Here is a 13,794-nt window from a genome sequence, read left to right on the forward strand (position 1 = left end):
GCAAGGCTGGCTTCTACCGCCGGCGTGCCGGCAAATAGCGTACTGATGCGAACCGCCAACCAGCGCCCAAGCTCCCTATCCTCCCTCATGCCGCCCTCCCCACCCGCGACCAGTCCAGCCGCCGGGTCAATACCATGAACACCCCAAGCAAGCCGAAGCACAGCAGCGAGCCCATCAGCAGCGCGTAGTCCTCGGCGCTCAGCAGCCCATAAAGCATCGCGTACAACGCCGCCAGCCCCGCCGCGAAGCCGACTCCACGGCCCAGGCTGCGCAGCACATGCGCCAGGTAGAAGCCGATCAGCAGCACACAGGCCGAGGCCGACAAGCCATAGGCCAGGGCGAAGCCCAGGTGCTCGGACAGCGACAGCAACAGCAGGTAGAAAAACGCCAGCGCCACGCCCACCAGGATGTACTGCACCGGATGCACGCTCAGGTGCTTCAACACCTCGAAGAGGAAGAAGCCGGCAAAGGTCAGGGCGATGAACAGCAACGCATACTTGATCGCCCGTTCGCTCTTGAGGTACTGGTCCACCGGATCGACGAAGCTCACGCCAAAGGTCGGGCCGGTGAAGTCCGCGCACTGCTGGGCGCCGACGCACTGGCGCAGGGCATCTTCCAGGTTGGTGGCGAAGAACGAGGTCTGCCAGTGGGCGCTGAAGCCCTGGTCATCGATGGCCCGGCGGCTGGGCAGGTAGCTACCGATAAAGCTTGGGTGCGGCCAGTTGGCGCGCATGTCCACACTGCTGCTGCGGCCCACCGGCAGCACATGCAACTGGCCGGTGCCCTGCAAGGCCAGGTCGAAGCCGTAGGCGAACTCGCGGGCCTGTTGGCCATCGAGCTGGGGCAGGCCGACATGCACGCCGCCACGCAGCCAGTCCAGGCCAGTGCCCGCCTCGAACGCCAGACTCTGGTCGTCGAAGGTCAGCTCCAGACCGTTCTCGATACCGCGGATATCACTGATCCCGACCGCCAGGTACGGCTTGTCGAAGCGGTAGTCCTGGTAGTCCTTGTCGATACCCCAGCGCTCCGGCAGCTTGAAGCGCCCGCTGATACGGCTCTTGGCGTGGAACAGCCGCGCCTGGTAGATGCCGCGGGCGCGCAGTTCGGTGTCAACGCCGACATCGGCCTCGAAGGTTTCTGGCAGGAAGTACAGATTGCCCGTGACCGTGCTGGTTTCCTGCACGCTCTGGCCGTCCTTGTCGATCCAGCGCCGCTCGTACTTGCGGTACGGCACCACCAGCAAGGGACCGGTGATCTGCTGGTCGAAGCTGGAGCTCTGGGCGATGTCGCGCAACACGCCGTCGCGCAGCGCCTGGCGCTCATCGATCAGGCCGCCGATCATCAGCAGGGGGATCAGCAACAGCAGGATCAGCACGGCAATCAGGCCGAGCTTGAAACCGAGGGTCTTGTTCATGGGTAGGGCTCCGTTTGCGATGGCGGCAGTGTCTGCCTGCTACATGGAGCCTTCAGGGAGCGAATGTGGAGATTGTGTGGAGAATGGGCCGCAAAGCGGCCTCGGTACTTCAGTTGAACCGTCGCGCCGGCAGCCAGAGCCGCACCCGTACCCCATCCTCGACGTTGTCCACGGCCAATGCCCCACCATGCAACTGCATCACCTCGGCCACGAAGTTCAGCCCCAACCCAGTGCTCTTGCGCCCGGTGGCGGGCCTTGGCAGCGAATAGAATCGCTCGCTCACCCGTTCCAGCGCATAGTCGGGAATGGCCGGCCCCTGGTTGACCAAGCTCAGCGCCACCCGCTCGCCTGCGACCTCCAGCGCAAAGGCCAACATGCCTTGCGCTGGGGTGAAGTCCAGCGCGTTGTCCAGCAGGTTGGCCAGGGCCTGGCGCATCAGGAACGGGTCGCAGAGCAGCCTGGCGCTGGCCGGTATGTCCTGGCGCACCCCTACCCCTGCCGCCTCGATACGCGCGCCCTGGGCCAGCAGCAGCTCCTCCACCAGCCCCGCCAGCGGCACCTGCTGTTCGTCCTCCAACGCCTGCATCTGTTCGACCCGGGCCAGGTTGAGCAGGCGCTCGATCATCTGCTGCAAGCGCTCGCTTTCGCGCTCGATATTGCCGGCGAAACGCGCCCGCTGCGCATCCGCCATCTCGCCCTGCAACAGCTCGGAAGCGCCGCGTATCGCCGCCAGCGGGCTTTTCAGCTCATGGGTGAGGGTGTGCACGTAGCGCTCGACATAGGCCTTGCCCTCCAGCTGCGTGCGCATGCGCTCCACCGCCGTGGCCAGTTGCAGCAGCTCGCCGCCCTTGTAGTGCGGCAAGGCGGCGCGCTCGCCCGCGCTGACCGCCTGGGCGTAGTGGGTGAGCCGCCGCAGCGAGCGGGCCAGCCACCATGACAGTGCCGCGCCGACCAGCAAGCCGAGCACGATCAGGCCCAGGCCCAGACTCAACAGGCGCTGTTCGGAGCGGTCGATGTAGGGTTGCAGCGAGCTGTTGGGCTTGGCCACGGTGACCACGCCGATGACCCGGCCCTCATCGAGGATCGGCGCCGCCACATGCATCACCGAGGTGCTCTCGTCGTCCGGGTCACTGCGGGTCGAGCGCGCGCCGTACTGGCCACGCAGGGTCAGGTAGACATCGTTCCAGCGCGAATAGTCCTTGCCCAGGTCCTGTCCGGTGGAGTCGAGCAGCACGATGCCATTGGCGTCGGTCACGTAGATACGGTGACTGACCTGGTTCTTCGCCAGCCCCCAGATCTGCGCGCTGGGGCGCCGTTCGCCATAGGCCTTAAGCACCTGGGCCAGCCGGCTCTGGTCCAGGGTGCCGCGCTTGACGTCGTCGCGCAGAATCTCCGCCAGCAGGTTGGCGGTGTCCACCAGGGTCTCCTCGGACGACTGGCGCACCACCGGGCGAATCTGCTCGCGCACGGTGTTGAGCAGGAAATAGCCGGCCAGCCCGACGAACAGGAAGTACACCAGGAAAATCCGAATGCCCAGGCGCATCAGGCGTGTTCCGGGCTGTAGCTGTAGCCCAGGCCGCGATGGGTCTGGATCGGCTCGGCGTCGGGTACCACCTGGCGCAGTTTGGCGCGCAGGCCCTTGATATGGCTGTCGATGGTGCGCTCGTAGCCGGCGTCCGAGGCCACGCCCAGGCGGTCGAGCAACTGTTCGCGGCTCAATACCCGCCGCGGCTGTTCGAGCAGGCTTTGCAGCAGGCGAAACTCGTGACGGGTCAGGGCCAGCGGCTGGTTGCGATAGACGATGCGCATGGCCAGCGTGTCGAGCTGAAACGGCGATGCCTGCTCGACCGGCTCTGGCCGGGGTGCCATGCGCTTGAGGATCGCCCGCACCCGCGCGGCCACCTCACGGGGGCTGAACGGCTTGACCACGTAATCGTCGGCGCCGATTTCCAGGCCCAGCACCCGATCGATCTCGGCATCGCGGGCACTGAGGAACATCACCGGCACCTCGCTGAAGCGGCGCAGCTGGCGACAGGTTTCGAAGCCGCTGATATCGGGCAGGCCGATGTCGAGGATCACCAGGTCGGCCGGACGCAGGCGCTGCTGCTCGACGGCGGCGCTGCCCAGGCTCACCCACTCAGTGCTGTGGCCATCGGCCTGCAGGGCAAAGATCAGGGTGTCGGCGATGGCGGATTCGTCTTCGACAATGAGGATATGGGGCATCTGAGCGGCAAGCCTCGAGCTGCAAGCTTCAAGTGAAAGCGGATCGCGGCAACTTACACCGATCCGCCGTTTCTTGCAGCTTGTCGCTCAATGCTTGCGGCTGCTGGATCAGCAGCCCGGGTTGCCCGCCGTGAATTTCGCGCGCGGATCCACCGCCGCCTTGAACTTGCGCAGGGCCTTGGAGCCGATCAGCAGCGGGTAGCGGAAGTTGCTGCGGTCGACCAGGTTGACCTCCACGGTGCGCTTCACATCGCCCAGGCACATTTCCAGGTCGATCACCGGGCGGTGAGAGAGCGCTGGCGCCTCTTCCTCGTCTTCTTCATCGGCGCGGTTCTTGATCTTGCTGATGCGCGACACTTCATGCTCGTAGACCTTGTCGCTGGCGCCTTCGGTGGCCAGGCGAAAGCGCACCCACTCGTTGCCGTCGCGGCTGAACATCTCGATGTCCTTGGCCGACAACGAGGCGGTCCAGGCACCGGTGTCCATCTTGGCTTTGAGGGTCTGGCCGATTTCCGGCAGCTTGATGTTCTCGTAGCGTCCGTAGATCGTCGGTTCGGCGGCCATGACCGGCAGCGCCACAAGGGACAACAGGGCAAGCAGGGATTTCACGGGCAAGGCTTCCTTGAGTTGGGACAGTGCTTAGACTACGCAGGCAGGATAGGTTCGTTGCCACAGGGTAAACAACACAATGTGAAACATTTGTCCCAGTTAATGGACGTACGACGTTTGGCGTAGGCCGCTGCCCTGCTTATCATTGCCAACCGTTTACCTCACACAACAAGAGTTCCCTTATGCGTCGCCTGCTGACCGGCATCCTCACCCTCTCCCTGCTGCTGCTCAACACCCTGGTGCTGATCGGCCCGCTGCTGGTCTTCGCCCTGCTCAAGCTGGTCTTGCCCGGTCGGGGCCGCGACTACGCCTCGGCGGCGGTGATGTGGATCGCCGAAACCTGGTCGGAAATCGACAAGGCCATCTTCGCCCTGTGCATCCCTACCCAGTGGGACATCCGCGGCGTCGACAAACTGCGCCAGGACACCTCCTACCTGTGCGTCAGCAACCATCAAACCTGGGTCGACATCCCCGCGCTGATCGAAAGCCTCAACCGCCGGGTGCCATTCTTCAAGTTCTTCCTCAAGAAGGAACTGATCTGGGTACCGCTGCTGGGCCTGGCCTGGTGGGCGCTGGACTACCCGTTCATGAAGCGCTACAGCAAGGCCTTCCTCGACAAGCACCCCGAGCTCAAGGGCACCGACCTGGAAATCACCAAGGCCGCCTGCGAGCTGTTCAAGCGCCAGCCGGTGACCGTGGTCAACTACCTCGAAGGCACCCGTTTCACCGAGGCCAAGCGCGCGCAGCAGCAATCGCCCTACCGCCACCTGCTCAAGCCCAAGGCCGGCGGCGTGGCCTTCGTCTTGGCGGCGCTGGGCGAGCAACTGGACGCGCTGCTGGACGTGACCATCGTCTATCCCGGTGACCAGGCGCCGGGGTTCTGGGCGCTACTCAACGGCAGCATCAGCCGGGTGATCATCGATATCCGCGTACGCGAACTGGACCCGGCGCTGTGCGCGGGCGATTACGAGAACGACCCCGCGTTCCGCCAGACCGTGCAGGCGTGGGTCAACCAGCTGTGGCTGGACAAGGACCAGCGTATCGAGGAGCTACGCGCCGAGATACGCTGAAGCCACACGCGGTCCTACAATGTCCGCGTCAGGCACTCAGACCGATGGCTGGCTCAACGGCGCAGGGGTGTTCCACAAGTTTCCCAGATTCTGCAGCAACGACCCGGCAATCCCCTGCTGCCCCAGGTACTGCAGGATCAGCGGCGCGAACTGGCCGATCATGCCGGTATCCATGCCCAGCGCCTTGAACGCATTGTCCAGGTCGCCGCGGTTCTCCACCTGGTTGCCCAGGGCGTTGCTCAAGGCAGGGGCAGTCTTGTCGTTGCCCAGCAACTGCCCCAGGCCACTCAGGCCGCCCAATCCATTGGCACCGGACAGCAGGTCCAGGCCCGGCACCGCCTTGGTCAGCTGGCCATAGTCATCGCTGCTCAGGTTGTTGCGTGCCAGCCCCAGCATCGCCCCGGCACCGCCAACGGCCTGCTCGGGGGTGATCTTCAATTCGCTGCCCAAGGTGTTGAGCAGGTTGGCCTGGGCGGCGGGCGCCTGGACCTGGCCATTCTGCTGCGGGCTTTGCGCGGCGGACACGGCATTGGCGACGTCGCTTAAGTTGAAGGCGAACACCGGGCTTGCGGCCAGGGTCATCAGGGTTGCCAGGGTGAGTGCTTTCATCGGGAGGGACCTCGGTCGGCCGGAATGGCCGGGAAACGAGGCATATGACTGGCACGCCGAAGCTTTGTTCCGGGCCGGCCATCGCTCGGCAAGCCGCCCCCGCCAGGAAGCGGCTTGCCGGAACGCGCTTACGCGGCGCTGAAGGTCCTGTGCGGGTCGATGACGAATTTCTTCGGCACGCCGGCATCGAACTCACCATAGCCTTCCGGCGCCTGGTCGAGGCTGATCACCTGCACCCCCACCACTTCGGCGATGTTGATGCGGTCCCACATGATCGCCTGCATCAGCTGACGGTTGTACTTCATGGTCGGGGTCTGGCCGGTGTGGAAGCTGTGCGACTTGGCCCAACCCAGGCCGAAGCGGATGCTCAGCGCGCCGATCTTGGCCGCGGCATCCACCGCGCCCGGGTCCTCGGTCACGTAAAGGCCCGGGATACCGATCTTGCCGGCGACACGAGTCACCTGCATCAGCGAGTTGAGCACGGTGGCCGGGGCCTCGTGCTTGGCGCCTTCATGGCCATGGCCACGAGCCTCGAAGCCGACCGCGTCAACAGCGCAGTCGACTTCCGGCTCGCCGAGGATGTCGACGATCTGCTCGTGCAGCGGCGTGTCCTTGGACAGGTCGACCACTTCGAAGCCCTGGGCCTTGGCGTGGGCCAGGCGGGCCGGATTGAGGTCGCCGACGATCACGCAGGCGGCGCCCAGCAAGCGGGCGGACGCGGCGGCGGCCAGGCCGACCGGGCCGGCACCGGCGACATACACGGTGCTGCCTGGGCCAACACCGGCGGTGACAGCACCGTGGTAGCCGGTGGGCAAGATGTCCGACAGGCAGGTCAGGTCGCGAATCTTGGCCATCGCCTTGTCGCGGTCGGGCAGTTTCAGCAGGTTGAAGTCGGCATAGGGAACCAGCACGTACTCGGCCTGGCCACCCGTCCAGTCGCCCATGTCGACATAGCCATAGGCGCCACCGGCGCGGGCCGGGTTGACGGTGAGGCAGACACCCGTGTGCATCTCCTTGCACGAACGGCAGCGGCCACAGGCGACGTTGAAGGGTACCGAGACCAGGTCACCGATTTTCAGGCGCTCGACGTCACGCCCCATCTCGACGATTTCACCGGTGATTTCGTGGCCTAGCACCAGGCCGACCTGGGCGGTGGTGCGGCCGCGGACCATGTGCTGGTCAGAGCCGCAGATGTTGGTGGAGACCACCTTGAGGATGACACCGTGCTCGATCTTCTTGCCGCGCGGGTCCTGCATCTTGGGGTAGTCGATCTTCTGCACCTCGACCTTGCCCGCGCCGAGATACACCACTCCACGGTTACCAGACATGCTCTTACCTCGCTTGATTTGTATTTATGCAGCGGTGGTGGAAAGCGCCGCCGTTTCCGTGGGCGGCCTGTGTTACTGGAATGAGGGGGATTGTGGGCTGGATAGGTGGTGGGGCGGTGACTGGATGCGACAGGGGGATGTCTGATAACGCCGAAGCACCGCCTACCCTGTAGGAGCCAGCCTTGCTGGCGAATAGCAGCAACTGCGTGGCGCGGCGGTTCGCCAGCAAGGCTGGCTCCTACAGGAATCGTGGCAAATCAGAGCACCACGGTGCGATTGGCATTGAGGAACACCCGCCGCTCGATGTGATACCCCACCGCCCGCGCCAAGGTCAGGCACTCGATATCCCGCCCCTTGGCAATCAGGTCCTCGGGGTAGTGGCCATGGTCCACCACCTCGACCCCCTGGGCGATGATCGGCCCTTCGTCCAGGTCGTTGTTGATGTAGTGCGCCGTGGCGCCAACCATCTTCACGCCCTTGTTGTAGGCCTGGTGATACGGCTTGGCCCCCTTGAACCCCGGCAGCAACGAGTGATGGATGTTGATCGCCCAGCCATCCAGGCGCCGGCACAGCTCCGGCGACAGCACCTGCATGTAGCGGGCAAGAATGACCAGCTCGGCACCACTCTGCTCGATCACCTGCAGCACCTTGCGCTCCTGCGCCGGCTTGTCGTTGGGATCGAGGGCGAAGTGGTAGTAGGGAATCTTGTGCCAATGCGCCAGGGGTTCGAGGTCGGGGTGGTTGGACACCACCGCGACCACGTCCATGGCCAGCTGGCCGATGCGCTGGCGGTACAGCAGGTCGTTCAGGCAATGGTCGGCCTTGGACACCATGATCACCACCTTGGGGCGGTGGTTGGGCGCGGTCAGCTCGAAGGCCATGCCGAAGGCTTCGCTGCGCTCAGCCAGGCCTGCGCGAAAACCGTCTTCGTCGAAAGCGTCCGGGGCGCGGAACTCCACGCGAATGAAGAACCGCCCCGACAGCCGGTCGTCGAAGGAATGGTGCTCGGTGACGTAGCAGCGCTGCTCGTAGAGATGACGCGTCACCACATCGACCGTGCCGAGCATGCTCGGGCAGTCGGCGGTGAGAATCCAGGTGTCCGGTGCCCGACTCATGGTGCTGCTCCTTAGGCTTCGATGGCCAGGCCGTACTCGGCCGACGCGTCCTGCAGCCACAGCCACCAGTAGTCGGAGAAGCTGCGGCGGATCACCAGCTCCCAGGTGTCCTCGGCGGTGCGGCGGATCACCAGTTGCGACTTGGCGAACACGGTGCCGACGGCCTTGCCGACCGGGAAGTTGTTCGGATGCACATCATAGCTGGTGGATTTCATCAGAACATCGCGCACGTTCGGGCCGCGCAGCTCGAGCAGGGTCTGCCCGCCGCTGACGTTGACCACCTGGACATGCTGGCCGTCGAGGGCGTCGCGCAGCTTCTGCTCGACGGCGAACTCCTGGCCGCCGGGGACGATCAGCAGGTACTCGTCCGGGCCCATCCACTGCAGCGACATCTCGCCGTTGGCGACCACGGTAAGGGCCACCGGCAGTTCCAGGCCCAGGGCCTTGTGCACGGCGCCAGCGAAGGCCGGATCATGGCCATCGCCACGCAGGGTCAGGTGGCCGAGGAATTTCTTTTCGCGCAGGGTCACGCCTGCGTTCTTGCGGCCCTTGCCGACCAGGCTGGCCAGGTCGGCGTGGTGCAGTGGCGACTGGGCCTTGGCGTCGGCGCCGGGGTTTTGCTGGAAGACGTTGATAGCGCTCATTTGTTACCTGCCTTGAATTCTTGTTCGTCGATACGACGCAGCGGTGTGGTGAGGCCCAGGGCCCTGTTCGCCGGCAAGCCGGCTCCTACAAGAACTGCGTCGAACCCGTAGGAGCCGGCTTGCCGGCGAAGGGCCTGGCCAGCCCCCACAGGGCCCGGAATCAAACGTTCTGCCGCTCACCCTTCGGATCGAAGAACACCGAAGACACGATCTCGGCCTCGATCACGCTGCCATCGGCCTGCGGCGAATACACCCGCTCGCCCATGCGCTTGAGGCCGCCCTTGACCACGCCCATGGCGAACGAATAGCCCAGGGAGTTGGCCGCATAGCTGGAGGTGACGTGGCCAACCATGTCCATCGGGATCGGCTGCTTGGGGTCGAATACCAGCTGCGCCCCCTCCGGCAGCCAGACGTTCGGGTCTACTGGCTTCAACCCCACCAGCTGCTTGCGGTTCTCGCGGGTGGTGTCCTCGCGGTTCATGCCGCGCAGGCCGATCCACGAGAAGGCCTTGTTGCGGCCCACGCACCAGCTCATGTTGAGGTCGTCCGGGGTCATCGAGCCGTCGGTGTCCTGGCCGACGATGATGAAGCCCTTCTCGGCGCGCAGCACGTGCATGGTCTCGGTGCCGTACGGGGTCAGGTTGTACTTTTTACCCGCCTCGACGATCTGCTCCAGCACGCCCATGGCGTAGTTGGCCTGCACGTTGATCTCGTACGACAGCTCGCCGGTGAACGAGATGCGGAACACTCGCGCCGGCACGCCGCCGACCATGCCTTCCTTCCAGCTCATGAACGGGAAGCCGTCCTTGTCCAGGTCGATATCGCTGATCTCAGCCAACAGCTTGCGGCTGTTGGGGCCGGACAGGGTCATGGTCGCCCAGTGGTCGGTGACCGAGGTGAAGTACACCTTCATTTCCGGCCATTCGGTCTGGTGGTACAGCTCCAGCCATTGCAGCACGCGGGCGGCGCCGCCGGTGGTGGTGGTCATGATGAAGTGGTTGTCGCCGACGCAGGCGGTGACGCCGTCGTCGAAGACCATGCCGTCTTCCTTGCACATCAGGCCGTAGCGGGCCTTGCCCACGTCGAGCTTGGTCCAGGCGTTGCTGTAGATGCGGTTGAGGAACTCGCGGGCGTCCGGGCCCTGGATATCGATCTTGCCCAGAGTGGAGGCGTCCAGCAGGCCGACGCTGTCACGCACGGCCTTGCATTCGCGGGCCACGGCGCTGTGGATGTCTTCGCCGGGCTTGGGGAAGTACCACGGGCGCTTCCATTGGCCGACGTCCTCGAACTCGGCGCCGTTCTTGACGTGCCAGGCATGCAGGGCGGTGAAGCGCACCGGCTCGAACAGGTGGCCGCAGTGCCGGCCGGCTACCGCGCCGAAGGTCACCGGCGTGTAGTTGGGACGGAACATGGTGGTGCCCATTTCCGGGATGCCAATGCCCAGCGAACGGGCGGCGATGGCCAGGCCGTTGATGTTGCCCAGCTTGCCCTGGTCGGTGCCGAAGCCCAGCGCGGTGTAGCGCTTGACGTGCTCGACCGATTCGAAGCCTTCGCGGGTGGCCAGCTCGATGGCGGCGGCGGTGACGTCGTTCTGCTGGTCGACGAACTGCTTCGGCGCACGGGCGGTGCCTTTGTCGTGGGGCACCTGGAACAGCGCCACGGTGGCCTCTTCCTTGCGGGCCAAGGTTTTCGGCACGGTGCCGATGCTGGCCTTGAAACCGGCTTCGGTGGCAGCGCGCACGCCACCTTCGAAGCCGTCGGCGATCACATCGCCCAGGGCATAGACGCCATTCACGCCACCGACGCACACGCGCTTCTGCGGGGCATCGCCGGGCACGAAGCCAAGGATGTCCTCACGCCACACCGGGCGACCGCCCAGGTGCGAAGCCAGGTGCACCACCGGGCTGTAGCCGCCGGAGGTGGCGATCAGGTCGCAGTCGAGGGTTTCACCAGGGCTGGTGACCTTGTGCGCCTGCACATCGATGGCGGCCACGCGGGCGCCGGTGACGTGCTTGCTGCCCTTGGCCTCGATCACGGCGCTGGAGGTGAGGATGCGGATGCCCTTGGCGCGGGCTTCCTCGACCAGCGAACCGCGTGGGTTGTGGCGCGCATCGGCGATGGCGACCACCTGCAGGCCGGCGTCGTGCCAGTCCAGCGCGGCGCGGTAGGCATGGTCGTTGTTGGTCGACAGCACCAGCTTGCGGCCCGGGGCGACGCCATAACGGCGCACGTAAGTGGACACGGCGCCGGCCAGCATGTTGCCCGGCAGGTCGTTGTTGCCGTACACCAGCGGACGCTCATGGGCGCCAGCCGCCAGCACCACGCGGTTGGCGCGCACGCGGTGCACGCGCTGACGCACCTGGCCGATCGGGGCGCGGTCGCCGAGGTGATCGGTGAGCCGTTCATGGATGGTCAGGAAGTTGTGGTCGTGGTAGCCATTGACCGTGCTGCGCGGCAGCAGGGTAACTTCCGGCAGGCTTTCCAGCTCGGCCACAACCGCATTGACCCAATCGGCGGCCGGTTTGCCGTCGAGGGTTTCGCGGCTGTCGAGCAAGGTGCCGCCGAACTCTTCCTGCTCGTCCGCCAGGATCACCCTGGCACCGCTACGCGCGGCAGCCAGAGCGGCGGCCAGGCCGGCGGGGCCGGCGCCGACGATCAGCACGTCGCAGTGCTGGTTCATGTAGTCGTAGCTGTCCGGGTCATTCTGCAGCGGCGCACGGCCCAGGCCCGCCGCCTTGCGGATGTACTTCTCGTAGGTCATCCAGAACGACTTGGGGTACATGAAGGTCTTGTAGTAGAACCCGGGCGGCATCATGCTGCCGCCGACCTTGCCGATGATGCCCATCATGTCGTTGTTGACGTTCGGCCAGCCGTTGGTGCTGGTGGCTACCAGGCCTGCGTACAGCGCCTGCTGGGTGGCGCGCACGTTGGGGATCTGGGTGGCTTCGCTGGCGCCGATCTGCAGGATCGCATTCGGTTCTTCGGTACCGGCGGCGATGATCCCGCGCGGGCGCGAATACTTGAAGCTGCGCCCGACGATATCCACGCCGTTGGCCAGCAGCGCGGCGGCCAGGGTGTCGCCGGCATAGCCCTGGTAGGTCTTGCCGTTGAAGGTGAAGTTCAGCACCTTGCTGCGGTCGATACGGCCGCCGCTGGCGAGGCGATAGGTCTGGCTCATACTTTTTCCCCTTGGCCCTTGGCGGTCGCTGGCGCGCTGCTCTGTTTCGAGGTGGCGGTGACCTGCGGCTTCTCGCCGATCTTGTAGGTTTCCAGCACCTCGTAGGTCACCGTGTCACGGGTGACGTTGAAGTACTGGCGGCAGCCGGCGACGTGGTCCCACAGCTCGTGGTGGATACCGCGCGGGTTGTCGCGGAAGAACATATAGGTGCCCCACTCCTCGTCGGAGCAGGCGTTCGGGTCCAGCGGGCGGGCGATATGGGCCTGGCCGGACGCGTGGAATTCTTCCTCGGAGCGCAGCTCGCCGCAGTGGGGACAGAAGATTTGCAACATGACGGTTGTCTCCGGGTCAGTGGGCGACGGCAGCGGCGCCGTGTTCGTCGATCAGCGCACCGTTGTAGAAACGGTCGATGGAGAAAGGCGCGGCCAGCGGGTGCATCTCGCCCTTGGCCAGGCTCGCGGCGAACACGTTGCCCGAGCCTGGGGTGGCCTTGAAGCCGCCGGTGCCCCAGCCGCAGTTGAAGAACATGTTCTTCACCGGGGTCTTGGAGATGATCGGGCAGGCGTCGGGGGTGGTGTCGACGATGCCGCCCCATTGGCGGTTCATGCGCACCCGGGAGAGGATCGGGAACATCTCGACGATCGCCTGCAAGGTGTGTTCGATGATCGGGTAGGAGCCGCGCTGGCCGTAGCCGACCCAGCCGTCGATACCGGCGCCGATCACCAGGTCGCCCTTGTCGGACTGGCTGATGTAGCCGTGCACGGCGTTGGACATGATCACGCTGTCGATGATCGGTTTGATCGGCTCCGACACCAAGGCTTGCAAGGGGTGCGACTCCAGCGGCAGGCGGAAGCCAGCCAGCTTGGCCATGTGTCCGGAGTTGCCGGCAGTGACCACGCCGACGCGCTTGGCGCCGATGAAGCCCTTGTTGGTCTCCACGCCGATCACGGCGCCGTTCTCTTTACGGAAACCGATCACTTCGGTCTGCTGGATCAGGTCCACGCCCAAGGCGTCGGCGGCGCGGGCGAAGCCCCAGGCCACGGCATCGTGGCGGGCCACGCCGCCACGCCGTTGCACGGTGGCGCCAAGGATCGGGTAGCGGGTGTTCTTCGAGCAATCCAGGTACGGGATCTCGGCCGCCACCTGCTCGGTGCGAATCAGCTCGCCGTCCACGCCATTGAGGCGGTTGGCGTTGACCCGGCGCTCGGAGTCGCGGATGTCCTGCAGGGTGTGGCACAGGTTGTAGACGCCGCGCTGGGAGAACATCACGTTGTAGTTGATGTCCTGCGAGAGGCCTTCCCACAGTTTCATGGCGTGCTCGTACAGATGAGCCGACTCGTCCCACAGGTAGTTGGAACGCACGATGGTGGTGTTGCGGGCGGTGTTGCCACCGCCCAGGTAGCCCTTCTCGATCACCGCGACGTTGGTGATGCCGTGCTCCTTGGCCAGGTAGTAGGCGGTAGCCAGGCCATGGCCGCCACCGCCGACGATGACCACGTCGTAGACCTTCTTCGGCGTTGGCGTGCGCCACATGCGCTGCCAGTTTTCGTGGTGGCTGAGGGAGTGCTTGAAGAGGCCGAAGCCCGAATAACGTTGCATGGTGT

The 13,794-nt window shown here is 65.2% G+C and carries 12 protein-coding genes; 1 reads left to right on the top strand and 11 read right to left on the bottom strand.

Annotated features, from left to right (window positions below):
• Positions 1-85 precede the first annotated feature (85 nt).
• The 4 genes from creD to E3U47_RS04840 all read right to left on the bottom strand — a co-directional run bounded on the left by creD (position 86) and on the right by E3U47_RS04840 (position 4,246).
• On the bottom strand, positions 86-1,414 hold the full coding sequence (gene creD / locus E3U47_RS04825; RefSeq protein WP_134689872.1) for a cell envelope integrity protein CreD: 1,329 nt from the start codon (positions 1,412-1,414) through the stop codon (positions 86-88).
• Positions 1,415-1,523: 109 nt separating this feature from the next.
• Positions 1,524-2,957 (bottom strand): two-component system sensor histidine kinase CreC, encoded by a 1,434-nt coding sequence (gene creC / locus E3U47_RS04830; RefSeq protein ID WP_134689873.1) that lies wholly within the window; start codon positions 2,955-2,957, stop codon positions 1,524-1,526.
• Positions 2,957-3,637 (bottom strand): two-component system response regulator CreB, encoded by a 681-nt coding sequence (gene creB, locus E3U47_RS04835; protein WP_134689874.1) that lies wholly within the window; start codon positions 3,635-3,637, stop codon positions 2,957-2,959. Before creB ends, creC begins: the two co-directional genes overlap by 1 nt.
• Before the next feature lie 108 nt (positions 3,638-3,745).
• Positions 3,746-4,246 (bottom strand): ATP-dependent zinc protease, encoded by a 501-nt coding sequence (locus E3U47_RS04840; RefSeq protein WP_134689875.1) that lies wholly within the window; start codon positions 4,244-4,246, stop codon positions 3,746-3,748.
• Between the two features lie 182 nt (positions 4,247-4,428).
• Here E3U47_RS04840 and E3U47_RS04845 point away from each other — a divergent pair, with 182 nt between their 5' ends.
• Positions 4,429-5,316: an acyltransferase gene (locus tag E3U47_RS04845; protein WP_134689876.1), complete on the top strand. Its 888-nt coding sequence runs from the start codon at positions 4,429-4,431 to the stop codon at positions 5,314-5,316.
• A 36-nt stretch (positions 5,317-5,352) separates the two neighbouring features.
• Here E3U47_RS04845 and E3U47_RS04850 read toward each other — a convergent pair whose 3' ends face one another.
• From E3U47_RS04850 to E3U47_RS04880, 7 genes are all read right to left on the bottom strand, one after another.
• On the bottom strand, positions 5,353-5,925 hold the full coding sequence (locus E3U47_RS04850; protein WP_134689877.1) for a DUF2780 domain-containing protein: 573 nt from the start codon (positions 5,923-5,925) through the stop codon (positions 5,353-5,355).
• A gap of 128 nt (positions 5,926-6,053) precedes the next feature.
• Positions 6,054-7,253 carry a formaldehyde dehydrogenase, glutathione-independent gene (gene fdhA, locus E3U47_RS04855; protein WP_134689878.1) on the bottom strand — a complete coding sequence of 400 codons (1,200 nt, stop codon included), beginning with the start codon at positions 7,251-7,253 and terminating at the stop codon, positions 6,054-6,056.
• Between the two features lie 257 nt (positions 7,254-7,510).
• A complete protein-coding gene (gene purU, locus E3U47_RS04860; protein ID WP_134689879.1) occupies positions 7,511-8,368 on the bottom strand; it encodes a formyltetrahydrofolate deformylase in 858 nt (285 codons plus the stop codon).
• Between the two features lie 11 nt (positions 8,369-8,379).
• Positions 8,380-9,012 carry a sarcosine oxidase subunit gamma gene (locus E3U47_RS04865; protein WP_134689880.1) on the bottom strand — a complete coding sequence of 211 codons (633 nt, stop codon included), beginning with the start codon at positions 9,010-9,012 and terminating at the stop codon, positions 8,380-8,382.
• A gap of 160 nt (positions 9,013-9,172) precedes the next feature.
• Entirely contained in the window at positions 9,173-12,190 is a 3,018-nt protein-coding gene (locus E3U47_RS04870) for a sarcosine oxidase subunit alpha (RefSeq protein ID WP_134689881.1), read from the bottom strand.
• Positions 12,187-12,522, bottom strand: coding sequence for a sarcosine oxidase subunit delta (locus E3U47_RS04875; RefSeq protein ID WP_134689882.1), 336 nt, complete (start codon positions 12,520-12,522; stop codon positions 12,187-12,189). The genes E3U47_RS04870 and E3U47_RS04875 overlap by 4 nt, the downstream gene beginning before the upstream one ends.
• A 16-nt stretch (positions 12,523-12,538) precedes the next feature.
• Complete coding sequence (locus E3U47_RS04880) at positions 12,539-13,789, bottom strand: sarcosine oxidase subunit beta family protein (protein WP_134689883.1); 1,251 nt, start codon at positions 13,787-13,789, stop codon at positions 12,539-12,541.
• Between the last annotated feature and the right edge of the window lie 5 nt (positions 13,790-13,794).

It is taken from the genome of Pseudomonas sp. RIT623 (assembly GCF_004519305.1).
Lineage (GTDB): Bacteria > Pseudomonadota > Gammaproteobacteria > Pseudomonadales > Pseudomonadaceae > Aquipseudomonas.

Bases quoted from the DNA above. Each gene is read 5' to 3' on its own strand.
- creD (WP_134689872.1), bottom strand. From the start codon at position 1,414: ATGAACAAGACCCTCGGTTTCAAGCTCGGCCTGATTGCCGTGCTGATC.
- creC (WP_134689873.1), bottom strand. From the start codon at position 2,957: ATGCGCCTGGGCATTCGGATTTTCCTGGTGTACTTCCTGTTCGTCGGG.
- creB (WP_134689874.1), bottom strand. From the start codon at position 3,637: ATGCCCCATATCCTCATTGTCGAAGACGAATCCGCCATCGCCGACACC.
- E3U47_RS04845 (WP_134689876.1), top strand. From the start codon at position 4,429: ATGCGTCGCCTGCTGACCGGCATCCTCACCCTCTCCCTGCTGCTGCTC.
- E3U47_RS04850 (WP_134689877.1), bottom strand. From the start codon at position 5,925: ATGAAAGCACTCACCCTGGCAACCCTGATGACCCTGGCCGCAAGCCCG.
- fdhA (WP_134689878.1), bottom strand. From the start codon at position 7,253: ATGTCTGGTAACCGTGGAGTGGTGTATCTCGGCGCGGGCAAGGTCGAG.
- purU (WP_134689879.1), bottom strand. From the start codon at position 8,368: ATGAGTCGGGCACCGGACACCTGGATTCTCACCGCCGACTGCCCGAGC.
- E3U47_RS04865 (WP_134689880.1), bottom strand. From the start codon at position 9,012: ATGAGCGCTATCAACGTCTTCCAGCAAAACCCCGGCGCCGACGCCAAG.
- E3U47_RS04870 (WP_134689881.1), bottom strand. From the start codon at position 12,190: ATGAGCCAGACCTATCGCCTCGCCAGCGGCGGCCGTATCGACCGCAGC.
- E3U47_RS04875 (WP_134689882.1), bottom strand. From the start codon at position 12,522: ATGTTGCAAATCTTCTGTCCCCACTGCGGCGAGCTGCGCTCCGAGGAA.
- E3U47_RS04880 (WP_134689883.1), bottom strand. From the start codon at position 13,789: ATGCAACGTTATTCGGGCTTCGGCCTCTTCAAGCACTCCCTCAGCCAC.